General features: G+C 35.0%; 23 protein-coding genes. 14 read left to right on the forward strand and 9 right to left on the reverse strand.

Translation table 11 applies throughout. From position 1 onward, the window contains the following. The first annotated feature begins 140 nt into the window (after positions 1–140). From mscL to tsaB, 5 genes are all read left to right on the forward strand, one after another. The gene (gene mscL / locus AC6CHH_RS10705; RefSeq protein ID WP_498282640.1) at positions 141–548 is read left to right on the forward strand and encodes a large-conductance mechanosensitive channel protein MscL; all 408 of its coding nucleotides are present in this window, start codon (positions 141–143) and stop codon (positions 546–548) included. A gap of 174 nt (positions 549–722) precedes the next feature. Continuing rightward, positions 723–881: a 50S ribosomal protein L34 gene (rpmH, locus tag AC6CHH_RS10710; protein ID WP_498282642.1), complete on the forward strand. Its 159-nt coding sequence runs from the start codon at positions 723–725 to the stop codon at positions 879–881. Between the two features lie 62 nt (positions 882–943). After that, positions 944–1354 (forward strand): ribonuclease P protein component, encoded by a 411-nt coding sequence (gene rnpA / locus AC6CHH_RS10715; protein WP_498282644.1) that lies wholly within the window; start codon positions 944–946, stop codon positions 1352–1354. Next, entirely contained in the window at positions 1317–1571 is a 255-nt protein-coding gene (gene yidD / locus AC6CHH_RS10720) for a membrane protein insertion efficiency factor YidD (protein WP_498282646.1), read from the forward strand. Before rnpA ends, yidD begins: the two co-directional genes overlap by 38 nt. Before the next feature lie 5 nt (positions 1572–1576). Beyond that, complete coding sequence (gene tsaB / locus AC6CHH_RS10725) at positions 1577–2287, forward strand: tRNA (adenosine(37)-N6)-threonylcarbamoyltransferase complex dimerization subunit type 1 TsaB (protein WP_498282648.1); 711 nt, start codon at positions 1577–1579, stop codon at positions 2285–2287. On the opposite strand, the gene AC6CHH_RS10730 is transcribed toward tsaB, so the two are convergent. Both AC6CHH_RS10730 and AC6CHH_RS10735 read right to left on the reverse strand, forming a co-directional pair. Next, positions 2282–3187: a CorA family divalent cation transporter gene (locus AC6CHH_RS10730; RefSeq protein ID WP_498282650.1), complete on the reverse strand. Its 906-nt coding sequence runs from the start codon at positions 3185–3187 to the stop codon at positions 2282–2284. The two genes, tsaB and AC6CHH_RS10730, sit on opposite strands and share 6 nt — an antisense overlap. 127 nt (positions 3188–3314) lie before the next feature. After that, positions 3315–3920 carry an OmpH/Skp family outer membrane protein gene (locus AC6CHH_RS10735; RefSeq protein WP_498282652.1) on the reverse strand — a complete coding sequence of 202 codons (606 nt, stop codon included), beginning with the start codon at positions 3918–3920 and terminating at the stop codon, positions 3315–3317. 210 nt (positions 3921–4130) lie between these two features. On the opposite strand from AC6CHH_RS10735, the gene gyrB reads away from it, so the two are divergent. From gyrB to AC6CHH_RS10750, 3 genes are all read left to right on the forward strand, one after another. Then, positions 4131–6089 carry a DNA topoisomerase (ATP-hydrolyzing) subunit B gene (gene gyrB, locus AC6CHH_RS10740; RefSeq protein ID WP_498282654.1) on the forward strand — a complete coding sequence of 653 codons (1959 nt, stop codon included), beginning with the start codon at positions 4131–4133 and terminating at the stop codon, positions 6087–6089. Between the two features lie 222 nt (positions 6090–6311). Then, the gene (locus AC6CHH_RS10745; protein WP_498282656.1) at positions 6312–8207 is read left to right on the forward strand and encodes a RecQ family ATP-dependent DNA helicase; all 1896 of its coding nucleotides are present in this window, start codon (positions 6312–6314) and stop codon (positions 8205–8207) included. 140 nt (positions 8208–8347) lie between these two features. Then, positions 8348–10609: a sodium-translocating pyrophosphatase gene (locus tag AC6CHH_RS10750; protein WP_498282658.1), complete on the forward strand. Its 2262-nt coding sequence runs from the start codon at positions 8348–8350 to the stop codon at positions 10607–10609. 147 nt (positions 10610–10756) lie between these two features. On the opposite strand, the gene AC6CHH_RS10755 is transcribed toward AC6CHH_RS10750, so the two are convergent. Further along, positions 10757–11662: a LysR family transcriptional regulator gene (locus tag AC6CHH_RS10755; RefSeq protein WP_498282660.1), complete on the reverse strand. Its 906-nt coding sequence runs from the start codon at positions 11660–11662 to the stop codon at positions 10757–10759. A 78-nt stretch (positions 11663–11740) separates the two neighbouring features. Between AC6CHH_RS10755 and hutH the strand changes: the two genes are divergently transcribed. The 5 genes from hutH (at position 11741) to AC6CHH_RS10780 (ending at position 18653) form a co-directional block, all read left to right on the forward strand. After that, positions 11741–13309 carry a histidine ammonia-lyase gene (hutH, locus tag AC6CHH_RS10760; RefSeq protein WP_498282662.1) on the forward strand — a complete coding sequence of 523 codons (1569 nt, stop codon included), beginning with the start codon at positions 11741–11743 and terminating at the stop codon, positions 13307–13309. A gap of 2 nt (positions 13310–13311) precedes the next feature. Next, a complete protein-coding gene (gene hutI, locus AC6CHH_RS10765) occupies positions 13312–14565 on the forward strand; it encodes an imidazolonepropionase (RefSeq protein WP_498282664.1) in 1254 nt (417 codons plus the stop codon). 4 nt (positions 14566–14569) lie between these two features. Next, positions 14570–16582, forward strand: a complete 2013-nt coding sequence (gene hutU, locus AC6CHH_RS10770) for a urocanate hydratase (RefSeq protein ID WP_498282666.1) — start codon at positions 14570–14572, stop codon at positions 16580–16582. 6 nt (positions 16583–16588) lie between these two features. Further along, positions 16589–17563: a formimidoylglutamase gene (gene hutG / locus AC6CHH_RS10775; protein ID WP_498282668.1), complete on the forward strand. Its 975-nt coding sequence runs from the start codon at positions 16589–16591 to the stop codon at positions 17561–17563. A 214-nt stretch (positions 17564–17777) separates the two neighbouring features. Further along, entirely contained in the window at positions 17778–18653 is an 876-nt protein-coding gene (locus tag AC6CHH_RS10780; RefSeq protein WP_498282670.1) for a pirin family protein, read from the forward strand. Between the two features lies 1 nt (position 18654). On the opposite strand, the gene AC6CHH_RS10785 is transcribed toward AC6CHH_RS10780, so the two are convergent. The 6 genes from AC6CHH_RS10785 to AC6CHH_RS10810 all read right to left on the reverse strand — a co-directional run bounded on the left by AC6CHH_RS10785 (position 18655) and on the right by AC6CHH_RS10810 (position 25389). Continuing rightward, the gene (locus AC6CHH_RS10785; protein WP_498282672.1) at positions 18655–19479 is read right to left on the reverse strand and encodes a sulfurtransferase; all 825 of its coding nucleotides are present in this window, start codon (positions 19477–19479) and stop codon (positions 18655–18657) included. 147 nt (positions 19480–19626) lie between these two features. Then, positions 19627–21561: a 30S ribosomal protein S1 gene (rpsA, locus tag AC6CHH_RS10790; protein ID WP_498282674.1), complete on the reverse strand. Its 1935-nt coding sequence runs from the start codon at positions 21559–21561 to the stop codon at positions 19627–19629. A gap of 612 nt (positions 21562–22173) precedes the next feature. Continuing rightward, the gene (locus tag AC6CHH_RS10795; protein ID WP_498282746.1) at positions 22174–23139 is read right to left on the reverse strand and encodes a YihY/virulence factor BrkB family protein; all 966 of its coding nucleotides are present in this window, start codon (positions 23137–23139) and stop codon (positions 22174–22176) included. Beyond that, entirely contained in the window at positions 23139–23549 is a 411-nt protein-coding gene (locus AC6CHH_RS10800; RefSeq protein ID WP_498282676.1) for an acyl-CoA thioesterase, read from the reverse strand. Before AC6CHH_RS10800 ends, AC6CHH_RS10795 begins: the two co-directional genes overlap by 1 nt. Before the next feature lie 3 nt (positions 23550–23552). After that, positions 23553–24593 (reverse strand): endolytic transglycosylase MltG, encoded by a 1041-nt coding sequence (gene mltG / locus AC6CHH_RS10805; protein ID WP_498282678.1) that lies wholly within the window; start codon positions 24591–24593, stop codon positions 23553–23555. A gap of 1 nt (position 24594) precedes the next feature. Beyond that, entirely contained in the window at positions 24595–25389 is a 795-nt protein-coding gene (locus tag AC6CHH_RS10810) for a PASTA domain-containing protein (protein WP_498282680.1), read from the reverse strand. Positions 25390–25530: 141 nt separating this feature from the next. Here AC6CHH_RS10810 and AC6CHH_RS10815 point away from each other — a divergent pair, with 141 nt between their 5' ends. Next, complete coding sequence (locus AC6CHH_RS10815; protein ID WP_498282682.1) at positions 25531–26541, forward strand: D-alanine--D-alanine ligase; 1011 nt, start codon at positions 25531–25533, stop codon at positions 26539–26541. The last annotated feature ends 24 nt before the right edge of the window (positions 26542–26565 follow it).

Below are 26565 nucleotides of genomic sequence, written 5' to 3' on the forward strand. Positions count from 1 at the left end.
GAATGTATTCTGTCTTTATGGAAAAGTTATTTCAGAAATAATTTCTATTTATCGATTTAAACTGTTTTTTTTGTGTAGGTAACATGTGTTATTTAAGAACTTAAATAAGAATTTATTTACATTATTAGACTTTAAAATTTATGGGATTTCTAAAAGAATTTAAAGAGTTCGCCATGCGTGGCAGTGTTGTCGATCTCGCTGTCGGTGTAGTGATCGGTGGTGCATTTGGAAAAATTGTGACCTCCTTGGTAGATGATGTTATCATGCCGCCAATTGGATATTTAACAGGTGGTGTAGATTTTTCTAAACTTAAATACGTACTTAAAGAAGCAAATGAAGCTGCCGGTGTGACTGAAGTGGCAATTACGTATGGTAATTTTATTAATGTAATCATTCAGTTCTTAATTATTGCTTTTTGTATATTCTTGGTGATAAAAGGACTAAATTCTCTTAAACGTGAAGAAGAAGTTGCTCCTGATCCTATTGTTGGACCAACTAAGGAAGAAGCTTTACTATCAGAAATTAGAGATATTCTAAAAAATAAATAAACATAGTTCATTCTGTTTAAAGCAAGTTCTGGAAGTCATTTGACTGAAATAACTTGCTTTTTTTAATTATTTGGAATTTGAGTGTTGTAGAATTAAGAAATAAACTTTATTTTTGCATTCCTGTTTTGAAGGATAGTTAGATAAAAAAGTATTTAAAATAAGCATATAAGCGTCATGAAGAGAACATTTCAACCTTCGCAAAGAAAAAGAAGAAATAAACACGGATTCAAAGAGCGTATGAGTTCGGCTAATGGTAGAAGAGTATTGGCTTCACGTAGAGCTAAAGGTAGAAAACGCCTTACTGTTTCTGACGAATACCGCCACAAATCTTAATTGGATTCTCGCCGGTGATTAGTTAACCGTGCTTAAATAGCCAACTAATTACAGTTATCGAGATGGGAAAATATACATTCACAAAAGAAGAACGATTATGTAGCAAAAGGTTAATTGATAATCTTTTCCATGATGGTTCTTCTTTTGTTGTGTACCCTTTTCGAGTGGTATTTTTAAAAATCACGAGGGAAAATCAAATATATCCCGTGCAGAATATATTATCGGTTTCAAAGAAAAGGTTTAAAAAGGCTGTAGACAGAAACCGTATAAAAAGACAAATGCGTGAATGTTACCGGTTGGAAAAACATCGACTCTATCACTATTTACAAGGATCCTCTCAGCATTTATTATTAGCTATCCAATTTGTAGCTAAGCAACAAGTACCTTTCAAAGAATTACATCATAAGCTACAACAACTTTTAACGAGATTGGAAAATGAACTTGCTAAATCTGATTTGGGAAAAGGGGATTAAACTTCCTTTAAAATGGATGTTTTTAGCTGTAATTAAAGTTTATCAACTTTTCTTATCACCATTATTAGGTGCAAGCTGTAGGTATTCACCTACTTGCTCACAATATGGCAAACTAGCCATTCAAAAATATGGTCCTTTCAAAGGAGGTTGGTTAACCATTAAAAGAATATTGAGTTGTAATCCATGGGGTGGCCATGGCCATGATCCCGTACCTTAGTTGATATGTCAAATTCGTATATACTTTTTATAGAAACTGCAACCGATGTTTGTTCGGTATCTCTTTCTAATCATGGAAAGGTGCTGTTTTCGCATATAGGCGACGAACCGAACGTGCATGCCGCAAGTTTAACAGTTTTTATTCATGATTTATTAAAAGGGGCTAATGTAGCGTTTAACGAACTAGCTGCCGTCGCAGTAAGCAAAGGTCCTGGTTCTTATACAGGTCTGCGAATCGGGGTCTCTGTTGCAAAAGGGATATGTTATGCTCTAGATATTCCTTTGATTGGGAACAATACCTTGGATGCATTAGTATCCGGATATGTGTCCAAAAATGGTTCTTATGAGATGCCTACATTGTTGTGTCCTATGATAGATGCAAGGAGAAAAGAAGTTTACACGGCTATATATAGATCAGATGGGACGCTTCTAGAGCCAACCCAAGCATTAATTGTAGATGAGCACAGTTTTGATACTTTTATTTCAGAAGGCTATTCCTTGGAATTATTTGGGACAGGAGCTGATAAGTTTCAAGAGATGTTTTCAAACAATGACAATGTCATTATCCGTCCATCTTTTAAAGCTTTAGCTGAGTATCAGAACAAAATAGCGTATGACCGATTTATTCAACAAGATTTTGAAGACTTGGCTTATTTTGAACCCTATTATCTAAAAGATTTCCTAGTAACAAAATCTAAAAAGAATCTTCTTTTATAACCATTTTTTTCTTTTGAACCAGATATAGATACTTAAGGATAAAATGATCATAGCCAGCATTATAATAGGATATCCGTAACGGAATTCCAATTCAGGCATATATTTAAAATTCATTCCGTAAATACCGACAATAAATGTTAGAGGCATGAAAAAGACAGATATAATTGTCAATGTTCGCATGATCTCGTTGGTATGATTAGACTCTATATTAAAATAAATCGTTAGAAGTTGAGTTGTATTTTCACTAATATTTCTATATAAAGTATTTGTGCGAGAATAGATGTCCTTTAAGTCTTGAGTATATGTGTTTTTGTACTCCGAAAGATGAAAATAGTCAACAATATCCTTATACAGGGTTAGAATAATTCTAATCAGATCTATTTGTCTCTTTAAGTAATATAATTTTCTTAGAAATGGTTTCCTGCGACTATGCAAAAAAACAATCTCTTCATAATCGTCTAATTTTTCTGATAGATCTTCTATTACTAGATTCTCAAATGTTTTTAATGATGTAGATACCAGAGAGTTGACTAGGCTTTTGCTTGATTTTAATTTCTTATTTCCTTTGTCCAACTCCATTAAATCATTCAAAGATTCTATGTTGTTGCGATGAACAGTGATTATAAAGTTAGTATCATAGAAAATAGAGATTCTATCGGTTATGTCTGTCAGAGTATCTAAGTTTTCCGGGAATTTACTCGAAATTAATCGAATGATTAGAAAATGATAATGATCGAATTCCTCAATTTTTGGAAGATGTCCAACTTCAAGACAATCCTTTATAGAGGAATCCTTAAGATTATACTCTTGTTGTAGGCTCTTGAAATCCTCTTCACTAGGGTTTGTTATATCATACCAATGATAACCGTTTTCCTGCTTATTTAAAATTTGCCTAATCATATCCACTACTTTAGATGGAAATTAAATAGTTTTCTTGGGATCTCAAAGAGAAATTTAAATATCGACTAAAAAACAAAAAGCTTTCTGAATATTTTCAGAAAGCTTTTGAATGCAGAGAAGAGTCGTCTTATTTTTTAGCGGTAGCCGCTTTGTCTTTGTATTCTTTATTTAAGGCCTCAATTACTTGGTTGGTAATTTCCATTTTAGGATCTGCATAAAGTACCGCAGGGTTTGTTCTGGAATATGTTAATACTAATTTATAGCCTTTTTCTTCTGAATGTTTCTTTAAATAGTCTGTTATCGTGGTATATACCTTCGTGAATTCAGTTTGTTCTTCTTGAGCGATAGAGGTTGAAGCATTTTGATCCATACGACCTAAATCATTTTGGTGTCTCACTAAACGTTCTTCTGTTGCTTGGCGGTCTGTGGCGCTCATTGTTGCCGCTTTTTGTTGGTATTCTGCTAGTTCGCGTTGATAGGCCTGACCTTTTGCTTGCAAGTCACTTTGCGCCTTTTTGACTTTTGCTTCAAGTTTGGTCCTAACATCCTTAAAATATTGATATTTTTCCGACAATGAGTCAGAATTTACATAAACAATATTCTCTTCCATAGTGGCAACCTTTGTGGCTGCTTGAGGGGCAGAGGTGGCTGCTTCTTTGTTCGCTTGTTGGTTACATGATGCGATCGCGGCAGTAGCCAAAACTCCAAATGTTAATTTTACTAATTTATTCATTGTTAATTTGTATTTCAATTTTCTAATAACAAACCTAATATAAAAATTTGAAATTTTTCTAAAATACCCTGAAAACATCACATATGACAGCTTAAATTTACTTTTGAATTGGTTAAATATATGTCGGATTTTTCCTGGCTCAAAGTTTGATATTTAGCGTAAAATTACGTATTTTTGAAAGTTAATCAACAGTAATATTAAAGGTTATTCATGAGCGAAGAAAATAAAAAAACATCTACGTATTCAGCAGACAATATCCAAGTTTTAGAAGGTTTAGAGGCTGTACGTAAGCGACCTTCTATGTATATTGGTGATACAGGTGTAAAAGGCCTTCACCACTTGGTTTATGAGGTGGTCGATAACTCTATCGATGAGGCTGTTGCAGGTTATTGTGACGAAATCATAGTGACGATCCATGAGAATAATTCAGTTTCAGTAATAGATAACGGGCGTGGTATTCCAACAGGTATAAATAAAAAAGAAAACAAGTCTGCCCTTGAATTGGTTATGACTGTTTTACACGCTGGAGGTAAATTTGATAAAGATACCTACAAAGTTTCTGGTGGTTTACATGGTGTTGGTGTATCCTGTGTAAATGCTCTTTCTATTCACCTACGGGCAGAAGTATATCGTGAAGGTAAGATATTTGTTCAGGAATATTCAAAAGGAAAACCGTTAGCTGATGTAAGGGAAATTGGGGTAAGTGATAAAAATGGAACCATTGTAACATTCCAACCTGATGCTGAAATATTTACTACTACTACGGTATTCAATTACGATACTTTAGCAAATCGTTTGCGCGAACTTTCTTTCTTGAATAAAGGAATAACTTTGACGTTACGCGATGAACGTGAGGTTTTAGAGAATGGTGAATTCAAACAAAATGTTTACCACTCTCAAGGTGGATTACAAGAATTTGTGAAATTTTTAGATGGGAACCGCCAATCATTAATTCCGGAACCAATTTATGTTGAGGGAATTAAACAAGGTATTCCAGTTGAACTAGCCTTACAGTATAATGATACCTATTCTGAGAATGTTCATTCATATGTGAATAATATTAATACGATTGAGGGAGGTTCACATGTAGCTGGTTTTCGCCGTGGATTGACTCGTACCTTGAAAAAATATGCCGATGATTCTGGCCTGTTGAAGAATTTAAAAGTAGACATTACAGGAGACGATTTCCGTGAAGGATTAACAGCCGTTATTTCCGTAAAAGTTGCGGAACCTCAATTCGAGGGTCAGACTAAAACTAAGTTAGGAAACTCTGAGGTGATGGGAGCTGTGGATATAGCTGTAGGAGAAATTCTTAGTTCATATTTGGAAGAGAATCCAAGGGAAGCTAAACAAATCGTTCAAAAAGTTGTCATAGCGGCTCAGGCCCGTGCAGCAGCGCGTAAAGCTAGAGAATTGGTACAAAGAAAAACCGTAATGGGTGGTTCTGGATTACCTGGTAAATTAGCTGACTGTTCCAATAGTGATCCAGCGAAATGTGAAATTTACTTCGTCGAGGGAGATTCTGCAGGTGGTACTGCTAAACAAGGTAGAGACCGTAAATATCAGGCAATTATGCCTTTGCGGGGTAAAATCTTGAATGTGGAAAAGGCCATGGAGCATAAGATTTATGAAAACGAAGAAATAAAAAATATGTTCACAGCATTAGGCGTGAGTATAGGTACACCAGAAGACAGCAAAGCTTTAAATATAGATAAACTTCGTTACCATAAGATTATCATTATGACGGATGCTGACGTGGATGGTTCGCATATTGCAACTTTGCTACTTACATTCTACTTCCGTTATATGAAAGAGCTTATTGAGAGAGGATACATTTATATAGCAACACCTCCTTTATATTTGGTGAAAAAAGGTCGTGAGTTTGAGTATGCATGGACAGAAGACCAAAGATTATCTGCTATCCAACGATTAAAAGGTAGTGGAAAAGAAGATTCAGTTGGTGTTCAACGTTATAAAGGTTTGGGAGAGATGAATGCTGAACAACTTTGGGATACTACTATGGACCCAGATAGACGTACTCTTAGACAAGTAACGATTGACAATGCGGCTGAATGTGATCGTATTTTCTCAATGTTAATGGGGGACGAAGTAGCTCCACGTAGAGAATTTATAGAGCAAAATGCAAAATATGCAAAAATAGATACCTAGTATCTAATAATATTTAACGCATAAGGCTGTCTCAAATAATTTAGGTTTGGACAGCCTTTTTTAGTTAAAAAATGTGGTATTACATGCATTACTTTTAATGAGCTATTTGCTAAAAATGTAGCTTTCAAAGTTGTGAAAAGCTTTGGTTTATATTAAAATCGGTAATAGTCAAAAAGTTTATAGCAACTTATTAAGAGATTATATTTGAAATAATATAGATTTATGGACAAGACTTTATCCATCTTAAAGCAATATTGGGGATACGATAATTTCAGGCAATTGCAGAAAGAAATTATCCAAGAAATTCTTGAGGGCCGAGATACCTTAGGACTTATGCCAACGGGTGGTGGTAAATCTATTTGCTTTCAGGTCCCTGGATTAATCTTGGAAGGTATATGTATTGTTATAAGCCCTTTAATTGCCTTGATGAAGGATCAGGTCGAAGGTTTGAAAAAAAGAGGTATTTCAGCTATGGCCATTTATTCAGGCATATCTGCTAGAGAATTGGATATAGCTTTAGATAACTGCATTTTTGGTAACATCAAATTCCTTTATCTAGCCCCAGAAAGGTTGTATTCCGATTTAGTTTTGGAACGAATAAAATATATGAAAGTGAATCTTTTTGCCATAGATGAGGCACACTGTATTTCACAATGGGGATATGATTTTAGACCATCCTACCTTGAGTTGTCTAAATTAAGGGAAATCCATCCAAAGGTTCCATTTATAGCTCTTACCGCTACAGCTACTCAGAAGGTTGTAGAAGATATCCAAGACAAGCTCGACTTTAGAAATAAAAATGTATTCTCCAAAAGTTTCAAACGGGAAAATTTGGCTTATATGGTTTTCCAGGAAGAAAATAAAATGGATAGATTGCTCAAGATAATAAACAAAATCGGGGGCACAGGAATTGTCTATGTTCGAAATCGTAGAGAAACTCAGGAGGTAGCTAGGTATTTATTAAATCATGGAGTTCCTGCAGATTACTATCATGCAGGTATTAATATGATAAATAGGGCGAAAAAACAAGACGCTTGGACAAATAATCAAATTCGTGTGATTGTTGCTACCAATGCTTTTGGAATGGGCATCGATAAATCCAATGTAAGGTTTGTAATTCATTTGGACATACCGGACTCACTGGAAGCGTATTATCAAGAAGCGGGTAGAGCTGGTAGGGATGGAAAAAAAGCGTATGCTGTTTTATTATATCAGCAAATCAATCGAGACTCTTTATGGGAAAATATTGAAAATAGTTTTCCTGACTTTCAGTTTATTCAACAGGCATATCATTTCCTGTGTAACCATTTTCAAATAGTATACGGTTCGGGAAATGGTTTGTTTTTCGATTTCGACCTCTTGGCTTTTGCCAAAAAATATAAATTAGATGTTGTTAAAACAATGAGTGCATTGAAATCTTTGGAACGAAATAAGTGGCTTTATGTAAGCGAGGCCACGTACATTCCAGCTCGGCTTAAGTTTGAAGTAGATTTTCAAGAACTGTATAGGTTTCAGGTGCAAAGTGCTCATTTTGACCCACTTATTAAGATTATATTACGGGCTTACGGTGGGGTGTTTGATTTCTTTGTACCAATTAATGAATTTGAGTTAGCGAAAAAAATGGGTAAACCTTTTGATGAGATAGTTAAAATGTTGATGCTGATGCAACAACAAGAATTGATTACCTACCTACCTCGTACTGAGTCACCTCAGCTCCAATTTCTTCAAAACAGGGTTGATTATAAAAACTTATATATTGATACACAGTTTATTGCTGAAAGGAAAAAAAATAAACAAGAGCAAGTAAAAGCTGTTTATCAATTTTTAGACAATAAAATGTGTAGAAGTTTATCTTTACAACAGTATTTTGGAGAATCTTCCGTTCAACCTTGCATGGTTTGTGATCTGTGTGTGACTCGGGAATTTATGACGAATCAAAAACAGAAAATAAAAGACCAAATTCATAAACTATTAATAGTTAATCCAAGAACACTTCCTGAAATCATGGATTCAATCGAGTTCGGAAAAATGGACGCGAAAGAAACTGTATTAAAAGAATTGCTAGACTCCCAATATGTAAAATTGGTAGAAAATCAATACCATTGGAACGCGATTTAATATGAAGTAATCGATTTCAAAGCAGTTAGAAGTTAAGCGTAGATGAAATTAATCATTTTTAGAAAATGAAAGCATAATATTAGCGCTTTTTTTTTTGATAAAAAAAATGATATCTTTAGAATAAACCAAATAAACTTTCTATGGAACAACTAATTATCTATTTGCCCGCAGCCTTAGCTGTTCTGGGACTTCTATTTATGCTTTCAAAAGCAAATTGGGTAAATAAGCAAGATGCTGGCGAGAGTCGAATGCAATTTATTTCAAAAAGTATTCATGAAGGAGCCTTAGCCTTTTTAAAAGCAGAATACAAAATTCTCTTAATTTTTGTATTTATTGCATCAATAGCACTATTTATAGTTTCGACTTTAGTTGAGACAACTCATTGGATCATTGTGATAGCGTTTATTTGCGGAGCTTTTTTTTCAGCTTTGGCTGGAAATATTGGAATGCGGATTGCCACAAAAGCCAATGTCAGAACCACGCAGGCAGCGCGAACTAGCTTACCTCAGGCTCTGAAGGTTTCTTTCACTGGCGGAACTGTGATGGGATTGGGCGTAGCTGGTTTAGCTGTTTTAGGTTTAAGTATTTTCTTTCTTTTGTTTCTTAAGATGTTTATCACAGAGGGTGGGAATTTTTATCAAGAGATGACTGTTGTTCTGGAAGCATTAGCAGGATTTTCATTAGGTGCTGAATCCATCGCTTTGTTCGCGAGAGTTGGAGGGGGGATTTACACAAAGGCTGCAGATGTTGGGGCTGATTTGGTTGGTAAGGTAGAGGCCGGTATTCCAGAGGATGATCCTCGTAATCCTGCGACGATCGCCGATAATGTTGGAGATAATGTCGGAGATGTTGCTGGAATGGGAGCTGATTTATTTGGATCTTATGTTGCTACCGTTTTAGCCTCAATGGTTCTAGGTAATTATATTATAAAAGATATGGCCGAGGCAAACTTAACGCCATATACTGATGCTTTTAATGGAATGGGACCTATCATATTACCTATAGTAATTGCTGGACTAGGAATCTTAGCTTCCATAATCGGAACTTTCTTTGTAAAAATTACAAATAATAATGCTAAAGAATCGCAAGTTCAAATGGCATTGAATATGGGCAATTGGGTAGCTATGTTGTTAACGGTGATATGTTGTTACTTTTTAATTCAATACATGCTTCCAAGTGTCATTCAAATGAAATTTTTTGGTGAAGGCTTTCGAGATATTCCGAGAATGAATGTATTCTATTCCACTTTAGTTGGTTTAGCAGTGGGAGGTTTAATTTCAGCTTTCACAGAGTATTATACGGGTTTAGGAAAAAAGCCAGTTCTTAACATTGTGAAAAATTCATCAACAGGGGCTGCCACAAATATAATTGCTGGACTTGCTACGGGTATGAAATCAACTTTTTCCTCTGTATTACTGTTCGCTCTAGCAATTTGGGGATCATATGAATTAGCAGGCTTTTATGGAGTTGCAATTGCGGCCTCTGCAATGATGGCTACAACAGCAATGCAACTTGCCATTGACGCATTTGGCCCAATCGCTGATAATGCAGGAGGAATTGCAGAAATGAGCGACCTTCCTAAAGAAGTTAGGCAAAGAACTGATGTTTTAGACTCTGTTGGAAATACTACAGCAGCGGTTGGTAAAGGATTCGCTATTGCGTCAGCTGCATTAACAGCATTGGCCCTTTTTGCTGCATATGTGACTTTTACAGGTATAGATGGAATCAACATTTTTAAAGCGGATGTATTAGCTGCTTTGTTTATTGGAGGAATGATTCCAGTTGTATTTTCAGCGCTTGCAATGCAATCTGTTGGGAAGGCTGCAATGGATATGGTAAATGAAGTTCGACGTCAATTTAGAGAGATTCCAGGAATATTAGAAGGAACTGGAACGCCAGAGTACAGTAAATGCGTTGATATTTCAACGAAGGCAGCATTGCGTGAAATGATGCTTCCTGGCGCAATCACAATTATTACCCCAATTATTGTTGGATTTGTGATGGGGGCTGAGGCTCTTGGAGCCTATATGGCAGGAGTTGCAGTTTCTGGAGTACTTTGGGCAATCTTCCAAAACAATGCTGGTGGAGCTTGGGACAACGCTAAAAAATCCTTTGAGGCCGGCGTGTTGATTAATGGAGAAATGTCTTACAAGGGTTCGGAGGCACACAAAGCGGCTGTTACTGGCGATACCGTTGGTGATCCATTTAAAGATACATCTGGTCCTTCAATGAATATTTTAATCAAGTTAACATGTTTGGTAGGATTAGTTATAGCGCCGTTGCTTGGAAACCATGCGTTAAAACAGTCAACCAATAGTAAAATTGAAAAGCAAAATGAGCAAAAAGTGGAAGTTTTGAAACCCAATGACTTAGTTTTGAATTCGAAAACATTTCTTCAATAATAAAATGATAGTAATAAGAAATGCCATTAGAATTACCTCTAATGGCATTTTTTATTGTTAATAGAAGAAATAAAAACGTTTTCGTTTCAACCATTTGTGCGAAGTGGTACTGATTGAATAGATTAACTTTTTAAACTTTTTTGTACCCTAAAGCATTTGCTCGTTTATTATTTTTCTGATAATCTTTAACATTAAGGGAATTCCGGGATTTCTATTATTACTATTCCAAACTAGTGAGAGTGTTGTTCTTTGAGGAATATGATCAAGTTCCAGAAATTCCACATCAGTCTGATATCCTTTCTGTAAAGACGAGGGAACTATAGCCACTCCTAATCCTTGGCTTACTAAATTAAAAATACTCAGGGCATTGACTGTTTTTAAAGTAACATTCGGATGAAATCCTTGATCTTTAAATATACTCATTACTAACTCATAATATGAGTTACTATATTCCTTAGAAAATAAGATAAAGGACTCATTTTTATAATCTGCCAGTTGAACTTTTCCCTTTTTGATTATGGAGTGTTGTTTGGGGACAACTAAAGAAAAATGATCTGTGAAAACAGGAAGTGAGCATATGCTAGATGGGCAGTCCGTGATTCTAACAAAACCAAAGTCCAGTTCATTTTTTTGTAAGAGATTTAGCTGCACTTCATTGGAAAGTTCATTCAAAGTTATATCTATCAGAGGTTGATTTTGCTTTAGTTCAACCAATAATTCTGGTAGGATAGTCTGTACCGTGGATCCAATGAAACCCAATTTAAGGGAAGTAATCTTACCTTGGGATATTTTTTCAATTTGACTTTGTATACTATTTAATTGATTAAAGAGAATATCAACTTCATTTTTTAAATAGAGTCCAGCTTTGGATAATTTTACATTCCTGTTATCTCGAATAAATAATTCGGCCTGATAATAACTTTCCAATTGTTTTATCTGTCGTGAAAGTCCTGGTTGCGCAATAAAAAGTTTTTCAGCAGCCCTTCTGAAATGTAACTCTTCTGCAACCGTTTTAAAATAATGAAGATGTCTCAATTCTATTTGATAACTCATAGGTATCAGTAGTTGATAATATTGATATTATTAATTATCAAATATAGCCTGTAATTTTGAATTAAGAGAAACTTAGTTATGAAAAACTTTAAATATGGAGAAGACTTTTTAAGCTCTTCAGTCGCAATAGGTCTTGCTCAAGGAACAATAAAAGGAGTATTAAGTGTTCTTAGTATAAAAAAAATTAATAAATCTGCTCACTATGTTCAACAGATTGTAGAGGAGGGTAAGGTGGTTTATGGAATTAATACCGGTTTTGGACCTTTATGTACAAGTCTAATCAATGCTGAAGACACAAAAATATTGCAAGAGAATATTTTAAAAAGCCATGCTGTCGGACTTGGTGAACCCATTGAAAAGGAATTAAGTAAATTGATGATGATTCTAAAAGTTCATGCTTTAGCTAAAGGTTTCTCCGGTGTACAATTAAATACTATTGAAAGAATCCTTTGGCATATCCAAGAGGATTTAATATCTGTAGTACCTAAACAAGGTTCGGTCGGTGCATCGGGAGATTTAGCACCGTTATCACATCTTTTCTTACCATTAATAGGGTTAGGCAAGATCTGGTATAAAGGAGAAATGAAACCGGCATCAGAGGTTCTAAAGATATTTGGTGTTGAACCGATAACATTAGGAGCAAAAGAAGGCTTAGCACTTATTAATGGAACTCAATTTATGGCAGCTCATGGAGTAAAAGCCGTTGTTGAAATGAATAAGTTGATGAATAATGCAGATTTAATTGCCGCCTTGATGATTGAAGGATTAAATGGTTCAATCAAACCATTCTATTCAGAATTACATCAATTACGACCTTTTAAGGGAAATGTTTTTGTAGCCTCAACCATCTATAATCTTTTAAAAAATTCTGAAATTTTAGAATCTCACAAGAATTGTTCTAGGGTGCAAGATCCATATTCCTTACGATGTATACCCCAAGTACACGGTGCTTCAAGAAATGCTTGGCTTCATTTTAAGGAGATGATTGAAACCGAAATTAACTCGGTTACTGATAATCCTATTATTATTAATAATGAACTTACTATTTCAGGTGGATCTTTTCATGGTCAACCCATTGCGATGCCTTTGGATTATGCCACTTTAGCAATTTCAGAAATTGGAAATATCTCCGATAGGAGAGTGTACTTATCATTAGAGGGACAAACTAATGGAGTTCCTAAATTGTTAATGAGAACGACTGGTTTGAATTCTGGGTTTATGATTCTTCAATATTGTACTGCTGCTATAGCTAGTGAAAACAAAGGTCTATGTTTTCCTGCAAGTGCTGATAGTATCCCTACTTCTTTAGGACAGGAAGATCATGTAAGTATGGGCTCTATATCTGGGAGAAAGTTGCTTCAGGTATTAGATAATGTGAATAAAATTTTAAGTATTGAGTTACTCTGTGCTGCACAAGCAAAGGATTACCATTACCCATTGCAATCAACATCCATCATAGAAGCTTTGCACAAACAAATCCGGAGTAAAATTCCACATATTGAGGAAGATCAGGTGATGGAAAAATTCTTAGACTCTGCTTTAGAGATTTTAGAATCAGGGGAATTAATCGCTCTAGCGATGGAGATAGCCATGACTGATAAACTTGCCTACATGGGAGAGGGTATTGAAACCTTTAATACATATTAGAGATGCAAAAACAAACTAAATTAATAGGTCCTTTTAAACAATTAGTGACCATGAGTAATTTACCAATGCATGGTAATCTAAGAGATCACCAATTGGAAGTTTTAGAACATGCAGGTATAGTAATATGCGGAGACCTCATCACCGAAATCGGACCCTATAATCGACTTAATCAGGACGTACCACAAGATGTGTTAAGAATTGAATTAACTGTTGACTGTGTTGTATTGCCCGGTTATATAGATTGCCACACTCACCTTGCTTTTTCTGGAGATCGAGCAAATGATTTTGCTATTCGGAATTCTGGTGGGAGTTATTTAGAGATAGCAGCTGCAGGTGGAGGAATTTGGAATACAGTTACCCAAACTCGGCTTTGTAGCCAAATTGAGTTACAAGAGTTAATTTTGCATCGAGCTGAAATGCTATTAAAGCAAGGTATAACTTGTGTTGAGGTAAAAAGTGGATATGGTCTACAGATTGATCAAGAGTTAAAAGCACTTCGAGCAATTTCCCAAGCTAATCAAAAATCTAAAGTTGACCTAATAAGTACATGTTTGGCAGCTCACATGCTTCCTATGGATTTTAAAGGAAAACATGAAGAATATTTAGCAGAGATTGCCAATCACTTATTTCCTATTTTGAAATCAGAGAATATTTGCAATAGAATTGATGCTTTTATTGAAAAAAATGCATTTACTGCAAATCAAGTACGTCCATATTTTCGACAAGCTAAGTCAATGGGGTTTGACTTATGTGTACATGCGGATCAATTTAGCATTTCAGGTTCTGAATTAGCCGTGGAAATGGACGCCCGATCTGCTGACCATTTAGAAGCATCTACAGATAAAGAAATAAAACTACTCTCAGAATCAAATGTTGTTGCTGTTGCCTTGCCGGGAGCTTCTTTAGGTCTTGGTTGTCGTTTTGCACCAGCCAGAAAATTACTAGATTCAGGCGCTATATTAGCGATCGCCACAGATTGGAATCCCGGTTCCGCTCCCATGGGTAAGTTGATGGAAAGTGCTAGTATCTTGGCAACAAATGAAAAATTAAGCAACGCCGAGCTGTTTGCTGCAATTACATATCGAGCAGCAAAGGCATTAAATCTTCATGATAGGGGGAAAATTCAAATAGGTATGCTTGCTGATTTAGTGATTTATGAAACAGACAATTATCAAAAAATCCCATATTTAGCGGGTACATTACACCCTGCATATGTTTGGAAAAACGGCGAACTAATTTACTCTAAAAGGAATTAAAAAAATGAATACAATTGATTTTAAAGCATCCATTTCTCAGGGCATACCTACTGAGTTACCACCGAAAAGAAATTTGGAATTAAATGTAAGTCATGCTCCAGAGCGTAGAAATATACTTACTAAAGATGAGCAAAAATTAGCTATTCGTAATGCCTTAAGGTATTTTCCTAAAGAATGGCATAAGGAGCTGGCAGCAGAATTTTTAGAGGAATTGAAAAAATTTGGACGAATTTATATGTATAGATTTAAGCCTTCGTATTCTATGTATGCTAGGCCGATAAGTGATTATCCTGCAAAGTCAATTCAAGCTGCCGCAATTATGTTAATGATTCAAAATAACCTCGATCCTGAAGTTGCGCAGTATCCTGAAGAATTGATTACATATGGAGGCAATGGAGCAGTGTTTCAAAATTGGTCGCAGTATCTTTTGACGATGAAATATCTATCTGAGATGACTGATGAGCAAACATTACATATTTATAGCGGTCATCCAATGGGGCTGTTCCCATCTTTTACAGAATCACCAAGGGTCGTTATTACAAACGGCATGATGATCCCTAATTATTCTAAGGCGGAAGATTACGATAAATATAATGCTTTAGGTGTAACCCAATATGGGCAAATGACAGCAGGATCTTACATGTATATAGGTCCTCAAGGAATAGTTCACGGAACAACCATCACAGTTATGAATGCCTTTCGTAAGTGTTTAACAAAAGAGGAATCCATTGATGGACGTGTTTTTCTTACCTCGGGGTTAGGAGGAATGAGTGGCGCTCAACCAAAAGCAGGGAATATTGCTGGTTGTATTACCGTTTGTGCTGAGATTAATCCAGAGGCTGCCAATAAACGTTTTAAGCAGGGATGGGTAGATATTTTAGTTGATCAATTGGATGACCTTGTTCGAGTGGTTCAAAACGCAATGAATAACAAGCAAGTGGTTTCAATCGCTTATATTGGAAATATTGTAAATGTCTGGGAAAAATTTCATGAAGCTAATATTTACGTAACTGTTGGTTCCGATCAGACCTCTTTACATAATCCCTATTCTGGAGGATATTATCCCGTTGATCTAACCTTTTTGGAATCTAATAAATTAATGGTGAGAGATCCAGACTTATTTGAGAAAAAAGTTAAATATTCTTTGGTCAGACATATCAATGCCATCAACCAGCATGTTACAAAGGGGACCTATTTTTTTGATTATGGTAATGCCTTTTTGCTCGAGGCAAGTAGGGCCGGTGCGCAGGTGATGGCGGAGGATAAAATTAATTTTAAGTATTCCTCTTATGTTCAGGATATATTAGGGCCCATGTGTTTTGATTATGGATTCGGACCCTTTCGGTGGGTCTGTACTTCTGGGAAAGCAGAAGATTTAAGATTAACCGACGGGTTGGCTCTTGAGGTTTTGAAGAATTTACAAAAGAGTGTAACCGAACAGACCTCGGTGCAAATGCAGGACAATATAAAATGGATCCAAGATGCTGAGAAAAATGACTTAGTTGTCGGTTCTCAGGCGAGGATTCTATATGCGGATGCGTTAGGCAGAATGCAAATCGCCCAAGCGTTTAATGAAGCTGTAAGGGATGGAAGATTGTCGTCTCCCATAGTAATTGGGAGGGATCACCATGATGTCAGCGGTACCGATTCTCCTTTTCGTGAAACAAGCAATATTTATGATGGTAGTAAATTCACGGCAGATATGGCTATTCATAATGTAATAGGAGATAGTTTCCGAGGAGCAACTTGGGTCTCTATTCATAATGGAGGTGGAGTTGGCTGGGGAGAAGTTGTGAATGGCGGTTTTGGAATGGTATTAGATGGTTCGACTGCCTGTGATAATAAATTGAAACAAATGCTGTTTTTTGATGTTAATAATGGGATTGCTCGAAGGGCGTGGGCTAGAAACAAAGAAGCTCAAAATGCATTAACCACTGAACTCCTAAGAACTGTGAATTTCAAAGTAACAACTGCTGTTTTGGTGGACGACTATATACTAGAAGATTTGTTTAATTAAAACCAAATGAATTCACTCGAGATAAAAGATTATAGAGCTGCACAAACGGAGAAATGGAGTTCAAGGGTAGATGGACTTTCTGCGTCCTTTTACAGATGGCATCAAGTACTTGAATGTATTGATTTGCAAGAAGAACAAATACTGACCAATTCAATTGTCTTTTTAGGATTTTGTTGTGATCAAGGAGTAAGAAGGAATCATGGAAGAGTGGGGGCAAAAGAGGCCCCTGATGTAATGAGAAGTATTCTCTCGGGATTACCAGTTCATTTTCATCAAGGAATTAAATTGATGGATGCTGGAGATGTTTTTTGCCATGAAGACTATTTGGAAAGAGCGCAGGATGTTCTTGCGAAACAGGTATCTAAAATTTTACTTCGCGGCGGTTTTCCGATTTTGATTGGTGGGGGGCATGAGATCACTTATGGGCATTATATGGGAATTAAACAAGCATTTCATAAAACTGTAGGTATTATCAACATTGATGCACATTTAGATATCAGAAAACCGATTGACGGAAAAGGAAATTCTGGGACTGGTTTCTACCAGATAGCAGAAAATTCTGAAAAATTAACTGAATCCTTTAATTATTTAACCCTTGGTATTCAAGATATTAGTAATACCCAAGCGCTGTTTGATTTTGCAGATCAACATGGTGTAGAAATCATTAGGGCTTCGGAAATACATCATAAAAACCTTGACGCAATTATCCATCAAATTCAAGCATTTGGTAATCGCGTAGATAAAGTTTATTTGACAATAGATTTAGACGCATTTGCTGCACCTTATGCTCCCGGAGTTAGTTCTGTAGCCTTTAACGGTATAATTCCAGGTAGAACCTTCCAAAGACTATTCTCAGCAATTTTGCATTTACCTAACCTATGTTCGGTAGATTTTGCTGAGTTAAATCCCATGTATGATATCGATCAAAGGACAGCTAAATTAGCGGCAGATTTGTTATTCAAAGTTGTCCAAAAGTTTTAATTGTGTTATATTGTGTTTTAAGCTCTCCTTATAGATTTGAGGGATGTGCATTATTAATAAAATTAAACTAGTTAGAGAATGATATTTTGATGTTAGTAATAATCATTCTTAAAGTTTATACTTTTCACTAGGATATTCTTGTTTCTTCATTCTTTAGCTCCGCCGCAAAGGAATGACCAAAAATGGATCACATAACTATATTTATAGTAAAATTATGTCAAATATTAACTTTATAAGAGAAGAGACCGCTGCCAATATTGGAAATTTTTTAGTGGGAAGATTATTGCCATTTCGTCAAAAACGGAGTATAGGTCCCTTCGTATTTATAGATCATATGGGGCCGGCCTGTTTGGCAGATCATGAGAATTTAGATGTGGGTCCCCATCCTCACATAGGTCTTTCTACATTAACTTATTTGTTTGAAGGTTCAATCTTTCATCGTGACAGCATAGGCTCGAAAATGGAAATTAAACCAGGAGCTGTAAATTGGATGAGTGCTGGCCATGGCGTAGTTCATTCAGAAAGAACCCCGGAATATTTACGTCAAAAAGATAAGTTTTTACATGGATTACAAATTTGGGTAGCGTTACCAAAGAATTTAGAGTTCATGGATCCGGAATTTCACCATATTGAAGCTGAAAGGGTTCCAAGTTGGGAAGATGAATCAGCATCTTATAAATTAATAGCAGGTAAGGCATTAGATAGAGAATCTCCAGTTCCTGTTCATAGTGAGTTGTATATGATTGAAATCAAAGCAAAGAAAAATGCTTTGATTGATATAACAGGGAAGCTTTATGGTGAAAGCGGGTTATATATACTGGAAGGAGAGATAAAAAGCAATGGTCATCACTATGGTCCGAAACAAATTTTAATTACCCTTGACGCTCATTTATGTTCATTTGAAATGACCGAAGGAACAACGGTTTATATTTTTGGTGGAGAACCCTTTGCTGAAGAAAGATTTATCTATTGGAATTTTGTTGCATCAAGCAAGGATACCATTGAACAGGCAAAAAAGAAATGGATAGCACATGAATTTCCTAAAGTACCAGAGGACGATGGGTATGTGCCTTTACCAGGAGAAAAATAAATTATTTTTCAACGGGCATGTTTGGATCAGAACCCCAATCTGCCCATGATCCATCATAAACTGCTATTTGAACATATCCTATTTGATGGGCCGCTAAGGCAAGAATTGAAGCTGTAACCCCTGATCCACAGGTGAAAATATTGACGTCATCTGTGTTTAGTTTTTTTTGAAATATTTTCTTTAATTCCTCTTTGTTTTTAAATACAGTACCATTTATTACTTCTTGAAATGGGAGGTTACAAGAACCTGGAATATGGCCTGACCTTACTCCTAATCTTGGTTCTGGAGCGCTTCCATTGAATCTTTCAGAACTCCTAGCATCAATAATATGACTATTTTCAAGCTTAGCATAAAGAGCTTCTTTGCTAATAATCCAATTGCTTTGTTGGATAGCCTCGAAATTCCCCTGTTCCGTAGGTTTTGAATAAGCATTGCTGAGTAGTAAATTGGCATTTTTCCAGCCAGGGAGTCCCCCATCTAAAACAAATGCGTTTTTAAAGCCCATAAATCGAAACATCCACCATGCTCTCGGACTAGAATATATACCCCATCGATCATAAATTATCAGGGTGGAATCTTGGTTAATACCTAATTTTTTAGCCTCCAAGCTGAATTTCTCTGGGCTGACGACGGTATGTGGTAATTCACTACTTTTATCAGAAAAATTATTTTCTATATCAAAGAAGAGTGAATTTGGAATTAACTCTAAACGACTATTATCAACTTTTTGGTTTACTTTATCAATAGTTGCATCTAGTATAATAGCATCATCTTGCTCAATATATTCTAGGGCTTGCTCAATCGAAATAATTGTTTGATTTCTCATAATTTATTTGACAATAGATAAAGCTAAGAATTTGTATTTATTCTTAGAAAGAATAAATAAGTTTTAATACCACAGCTTTGGGCTTCGATTAAAATAAAAAAAGCCCCGATTTTTCGGGGCTTAGAAGTATTTAGAAATATCTAAGAATTATTTAGATTTTTTTTCATTGTCTTCCATTTGCTCTTTTAATTGAGCTAGAACATCAAGATCACCTAAAGTTGATTTTTCAACCGAATCTTTCACTTTTTTCACCGCTGATGAAGCTGCTTTTGCTTCTTTTTTACGGTTGTTGAATTCTTCAATACGTGCCTCAGCTTTAGCATCTTCCCATATACGTGAATGGGAGATCACTAGACGTTTGTTTTCTTTGTTAAATTCAATGATTTTGAATTCAGCAACTTCGTCAACTTTAAGAGAACCACCATCTTCTTTAACAGAATGTTTGTTCGGGCAGAAACCTTCAACTCCATATTGTAAAGCTACGATATCTCCTTTGTCTCCAACTTTGATAACTGTACCTTCATGTACTGAACCTTCAGTGAAAATAGTCTCGAAAGTATCCCAAGGATTTTCTTCTAATTGTTTGTGTCCTAAAGAAAGTTTACGGTTTTCTTCGTCAAGTTCTAAAACAACTACCTCTAATCTCTCACCAACTTTAGTGAATTCATTCGGGTGGTTAACTTTTTTAGACCATGATAAATCAGAAATGTGAATTAAACCATCGATACCGTCTTCTAATTCAACAAAAACACCAAAGTTAGTCATGTTCTTAACAACAGCTGATTGTTTAGAACCTACAGGATAACGTTCAGTAATATTTTGCCAAGGATCCGGTGTCAATTGTTTGATACCTAGACTCATTTTGCGTTCTTCGCGATCTAAAGTTAAAATAACCGCTTCAACTTCATCACTAACTTTCAAGAATTCCTGTGGAGAACGTAAGTTTTGAGACCAAGACATTTCAGAAACGTGAATTAAACCTTCAACTCCTGGAATGATTTCTAAGAAAGCACCGTAATCTGCAACGGTAACAATTTTACCTTTTACTTTAGAGCCTATTTCTAAATTAGTATCAAGAGATTCCCAAGGGTGCTCTGATAATTGTTTTAAGCCTAATGCAATACGTTTCTTCTCATCATCGAAATCAAGAACCACGACGTTAATAGTTTGGTCAAGTGCCAAAATTTCTTTTGGATGCTCAATACGACCCCAAGAAATATCAGTAATGTGCAATAAACCATCAACACCACCTAAATCAATAAATACACCGAAATCTGTGATATTTTTAACAGTACCTTCTAGTACTTGTCCTTTTTCTAATTTAGCAACGATTTCTGATTTTTGATTTTCTAAATCGTCTTCAATTAAAACTTTGTGAGATACAACAACATTTTTGAACTCATGATTGATTTTTACAACTTTGAATTCCATTGTTTTACCAACGTAAATGTCGTAATCACGAATTGGCTTAATGTCAATTTGCGACCCTGGTAAGAAAGCTTCAACCCCTTTAATGTCTACGATTAAACCACCTTTTGTACGTGATTTAACGAAACCATCAATAATCTTGTCATTTTCCAATGCCTCATTGATGTCTTCCCAAGATTTTTGTGTTTTAGCACGTTTGCGTGATAACACTAATTGACCATTTGCATCTTCCTGAGATTCTACAAATACATCAACTTTGTCACCAATCGCTAAGTCAGGTAAGTCACGGAACTCAGATAACGCTACAAGACCGTCTGATTTAAAACCGATGTTTAAAACTACATCTTTGTTATTGATAGATACAACAATACCTTCAATAATTTCGCCTTGATTGATTTGGTTGAATGTGCCTGCGTATTCTTCTTCTAACTTTGCACGTTCTGATTCGCTGTAATTGCCAAATGCTTTTTCATCGAAATCCCAATCGAAGTCTCCCTGTGGAGTGCTCCATGTGTTTGATTTAATCTCATCGATTAAAGTTGAATCTGCTTCAGACTCAATCTTTTCGGTGTCTTTCACAACTTTTGTGTCAGCACCTTGTAGCTCTGCGTTTTTCGCCGCTAATTCTTTTTCTGCTTCTTGTTTTTTTGCCATTAATTAATAATCTCCTTTTCCCCACAATGTAGGGACTGCAAAGATACGAAAAACTTTTATTTACAATAGTTTAGAAAGTAATAAAGTTTTAATTTTATATGGACTATTGAATTTCTGTTCCATATTTAAATGTAAAACTATTTCGATATCAATAAAGTTTAGTCTGCAAATGATGTACTAAAATGTATTTTTGATTGCTAAGTTTAAGAAGATGATAATTCAATTTTTTCATTTTAATTAGTTGATTTTCAGATGATAAAATATTTGTTTTTAGCAACCAATTAAAAGATAAGATTTGATTGAAAATATTAACCCTGTGTTTTTTTTCCTTTTTTTATTATTTGTAAGGTATGTCTTCCGTCATAATACATCGGCTTTAATTAGATTGTTTTTTTTTAAAAAAAATAGTTCACCTGAATGTAACGGGATTGTTTTTCAATAGAAATCTCAATTGTTCTGTTATTAATGATACTGCATATTCTTCTGTTCTGCTATGGTTAAACTGTCGATAGGTCATATAGTTCAGGAAAAAATGCAGTGAATGGTAGTTATAAGTATTAATCAATATTTACTGATTTGACTTATTCAAAGAATATTGAAAGACAACTCTATCTAAATTGATTTAAAAGAATTGTAGATTTTTGGTTTTACAATTTTTATGCTTTGTTTGGATAATGCAATACTCGCATTGAGTTCGAAACCTATAATTAAGATTAAGGCATTTATGTACATCCAAATCATTATAACAATTAATGTACCTATTGAACCATATAATTTATTGTATGCTCCAAAATTGTTGATATAAAAAGTAAATAAGGAAAACGATAACATAGCTAACAATGTAGCTAATGTGGCTCCAGGGGTAAAAAGTTTCCATTTTTTTCTTGAACTAGGACCAAATTTATAGATCATACTTACTGTGAAAAAGTAGATGCCAAATAAAATTAACCACTGAACAGTTTTAATTAAAAAAGTCCAAAGCCATTGTATATCATATTCTATTGTCTTTTTTAAGTAGTTGATGAGGTAATTAGAACCAGCAGATAATGCAATTCCTACAGTTAATGCGCTGACGATAGTTAGAGAAAGTGCCAATGCTACAATTCTTTTTTGAATCCAATTCCTTGATTCCTTTGAAAGAGAGGATTTATTAAATGTCATCATAAGGGTAGTGAGGCCATTGGTAGCAAAAAATGTACACAGTACAAAACCCGCAGATAACAAACCGCTATTTTGACGTTTAATAATGTCTTCTAGTGTAGATTGTAGAATTTTAAAAGCATTATTTGGTAAAGCAATCTGGATTAGCTCCATAAGTTGCTCTTGAAAATTGTCTATAGGGATGTAGGGGATCAATGTGAATAAAAAAATGATTCCAGGAAATATTGCCAGCATAAAATTATAGGCAAGGGAAGAGGCTTTATTTAGTATTGATTCTCTTGCGATTTCTTGGAAGAAAAAAACCAATACCGTATATAAGGGCAATTGTCCAAACCCAGGGAGCGTTGCCTCCTTTGACCACTCAATAACGTGATCATAAGGTTTTATTTTTAAAAAATACTGGTGAATCTTTTTCATCATTCTCCAAAAAATGGAGCCATTTTATCCTGAAAAACCTTCGGAGGACGACAGGGTCTGTTTTTCTTCATATCAACAAAAACAAGTTGAGTAGTTCCAGTATTTAGTAATTCTCCTTGTTCATTAAATAGCTCATAGTCAAATTTGATTCTAATGTTTGGTTTTTCTCTAATATAGACATTTATTGTGACTAAATCGTCATATATGGCAGCCTTATAATAATTGATGTGAAGATCTAAAACAGGCATCATAATGCCCAAATCCTCTAAATCTTTATATGATATTCCCGTACTCCTTAACATTTCTGTACGCGCTACTTCATAATAAGCAGCATAATTACCATAATATACGTAACCCATCTTATCCGTTTCTGCATACCGAACACGTACTTGATGTTTAAATGTGAACATATACTATTTTTTGATATTTCTAATGTCTAAAGCTTTTTGAAACTTACGTGCATTTAAAAGATGCTCAGCCATTGTTTCTGCGAATAGATGATATCCTGAGAAATCATCTTTTGCACACATGTAGAGATAATTATGATGGTTATAGTTCAGAACAGCGTCTATTGAGGCTATACTAGGCATCATAATGGGGCCTGGAGGCAAACCTCTAAATTTGTAAGTATTATATGGATTGTCTATTGTCAAGTGCTTGTTTAACACTCTACGAATACTGAAATCGTTGTTTGCATAAATCACAGTCGGATCTGCTTGTAATAGCATATTTTTTTTCAATCTATTAATATATAGTCCTGCTATTTTTGGCATTTCATCTACATGTAATGCCTCGCCTTTTACAATTGAAGCAAGAATACTGACTTCTTGGGGATTCAATCCTAGAGAATCTGCTTTAGCTTTGCGTTCTATGGTCCAGAACTTCTCGTATTCTTTTGCGAAACGCTCAATAATTTCAATAGGTTCAGTATTCCAATAAATCTGGTAAGTATTTGGAATAAACATCGAAAAAAAGTTTTCATTAGAAAAACCGTATTCTTTTGCTATTTCATTGTCATTTAAGATTTTTAGAAAAGTTAAAGAATCAGCTTCGAAATTCGCTGATAACAAACCTGCAAAATTTTCTTTTAACCGGATATTTTGAAATCTAAATGATACTGCCTCTTGATATCCACCTCGTAAATTACCAATAAGTCTACGGTTGGATAGTTCTTTTGATAATTTATATTTTCCTGCCTTAATACCAGTTTCTTTTAATCCGATAATTTTAGCAGCAAAATTGAATAGTTCTGGATATTTGACTATTCCTTCATTTTCAATGCGTTTCATAACCTCTTCATAAGGTTCATCAGTTTTTACAAAGAAATATTCCTTCTCATGATTCACACTAGGAGCAAGAAAAGTTTGATAAGCAATCCAAATAACTATCAGGCCAATAAATGAAAATAATAAGATAGCGATATAAAGGAATTTGTTTTTTTTATACTTACTCATTTTATTGATTTTGAGGTGTCGATTCTACTTCCGGAGCAGCTGGTTTTCCTAAAGTTACGTGGATAGCACTACCTATCGAAATGATACGTGCACTTGTGTCAGGATTTTGGCTTATAACCACTGAATTTAAGGTGTCCCTTAAATCATCATTGAATGTAACAGAACCCAATGCTAGACCCACACCCGCGAGGGCGAACTTTACTTCATTTAATGGTAATCCGACTAAATTTGGAATACCTACTTCGCTGTCACCTCTACCATTTCCTAAAATAAGGCTGATTTTTGAACCCTTAGGAACCATACGTCCTGGACGAATAGGTTGACCTGCGAACTTAATGTCCAAAACTACATCCCTTGCGATATCATTTACGTAAGAAGTATCTGCTATTTTTAAAGAATGATTCTTCAATATTGCGGATGCTTCAATAAATGTTTTGTCAATTATTTCTGGAAAAGCAATTTCAGGTGCGGATTGGGTAATAATCGTCAGGTAAATAGTTCTAGCACTTTTTACATGTGTTTTTGGATCTGGATCCTGATCTATAACCAAACCGGGTTTTGCATCCAATTGGTAAACTGAATCGATTTCATATTCTAAGTTTGCATCATCTAAAATACTAATGGCTTGATTAATGTTTAAACCTTTTAAAGCTGGAACTTCCTGAGAGTCACCGTGTTTAGTGTATATTTTTAAACCAAAATACACCACGATAAATAGAACAATTATAAAAACTATTCCCCCAATTAAGGTGTTTCTAAATGAATTTGTTCTTAAGTATAAAAAAAATTTAGACATCTATTTATTTCTTTCTTTGTATCTGGTTATATCAATATTAATTCCAATTTCGATAAATTAACTAATATTGCATGAATAATATGGCAAAAATATTCGTTTTTCCTGGTATCGCAAATTATATTTGCTTCTTGAAGAAAAGATATGAAAACTAAAGTTGCATTAATAACGGGAGGCTATACAGGAGAGGCAGAGGTTTCATTGAAAAGTGCTGCCTTTGTTCAGTCTCAAATTGACAAAGAAAAATATGAAGTTTTTCTTATAAATATTAGTTTGGAGAGCTGGGTATATGAAGATTCAGATTTAGTAATACATGAAATAAATCGTCAGGATTTTTCATTAACAATCAATAATGAGAAAATCAATTTTGATATTGCATTTATTCTTATTCACGGATCTCCGGGTGAGGATGGTAGGCTACAAGGGTATTTTGATATGATTGGTTTACCATATACCTCATGTAATGCATTAACCTCTGCTTTAACTATGAACAAGGGCTATACCAAGGCCATTATTTCCCATATTCCAAATCTTTATGTAGCAAAATCGATCTTATTGTTCGAAGAACATCGCTTGAATTCTCTCACGATTGTGAAGGATAAATTGACCTTACCAGTTTTTGTAAAACCAAATGCTGGAGGAAGCAGTATTGGAATGAGTAAGGTCAGTGCGTGGGAGGAGTTAGAAAAAGCTTTAACCAATGCTTATGACGCAGAGAACACAGGTAGACAAGTTTTGGTAGAAAAATTTGTAAGTGGAAGGGAATTCTCTCAAGGAATCTATCGAAATCCTAAGGGGGTACTACAAGTCTTGCCAGCAACGGAGATTAAAACCACTCGTGAATTTTTTGATTTTGAAGCGAAGTATACTCCAGGACTTACCCAAGAGATAACTCCTGCAGATTTAAATATTGAACAAAGGAACCGTATTGAAGAAATTATTAAAGAAATTTACATTGTTTTGAATTGTAAGGGAATGGTTCGCGTCGATTTTTTTATTGAAAATGATAGTGATAAATTCTATTTTATTGAAATCAACACGATACCTGGACAAACTGCTCAAAGTTTCATTCCTCAGCAGGTAAGAGCGTCCGGCCGGACAGAGACTGAATTCTACGGGGAATTAATACAGGCAGCTATGGGGATTGAGTTTTAATCAAATGCTGTAATTTATAAGGAT

The organism is Sphingobacterium sp. GQ94 (assembly GCF_059758715.1).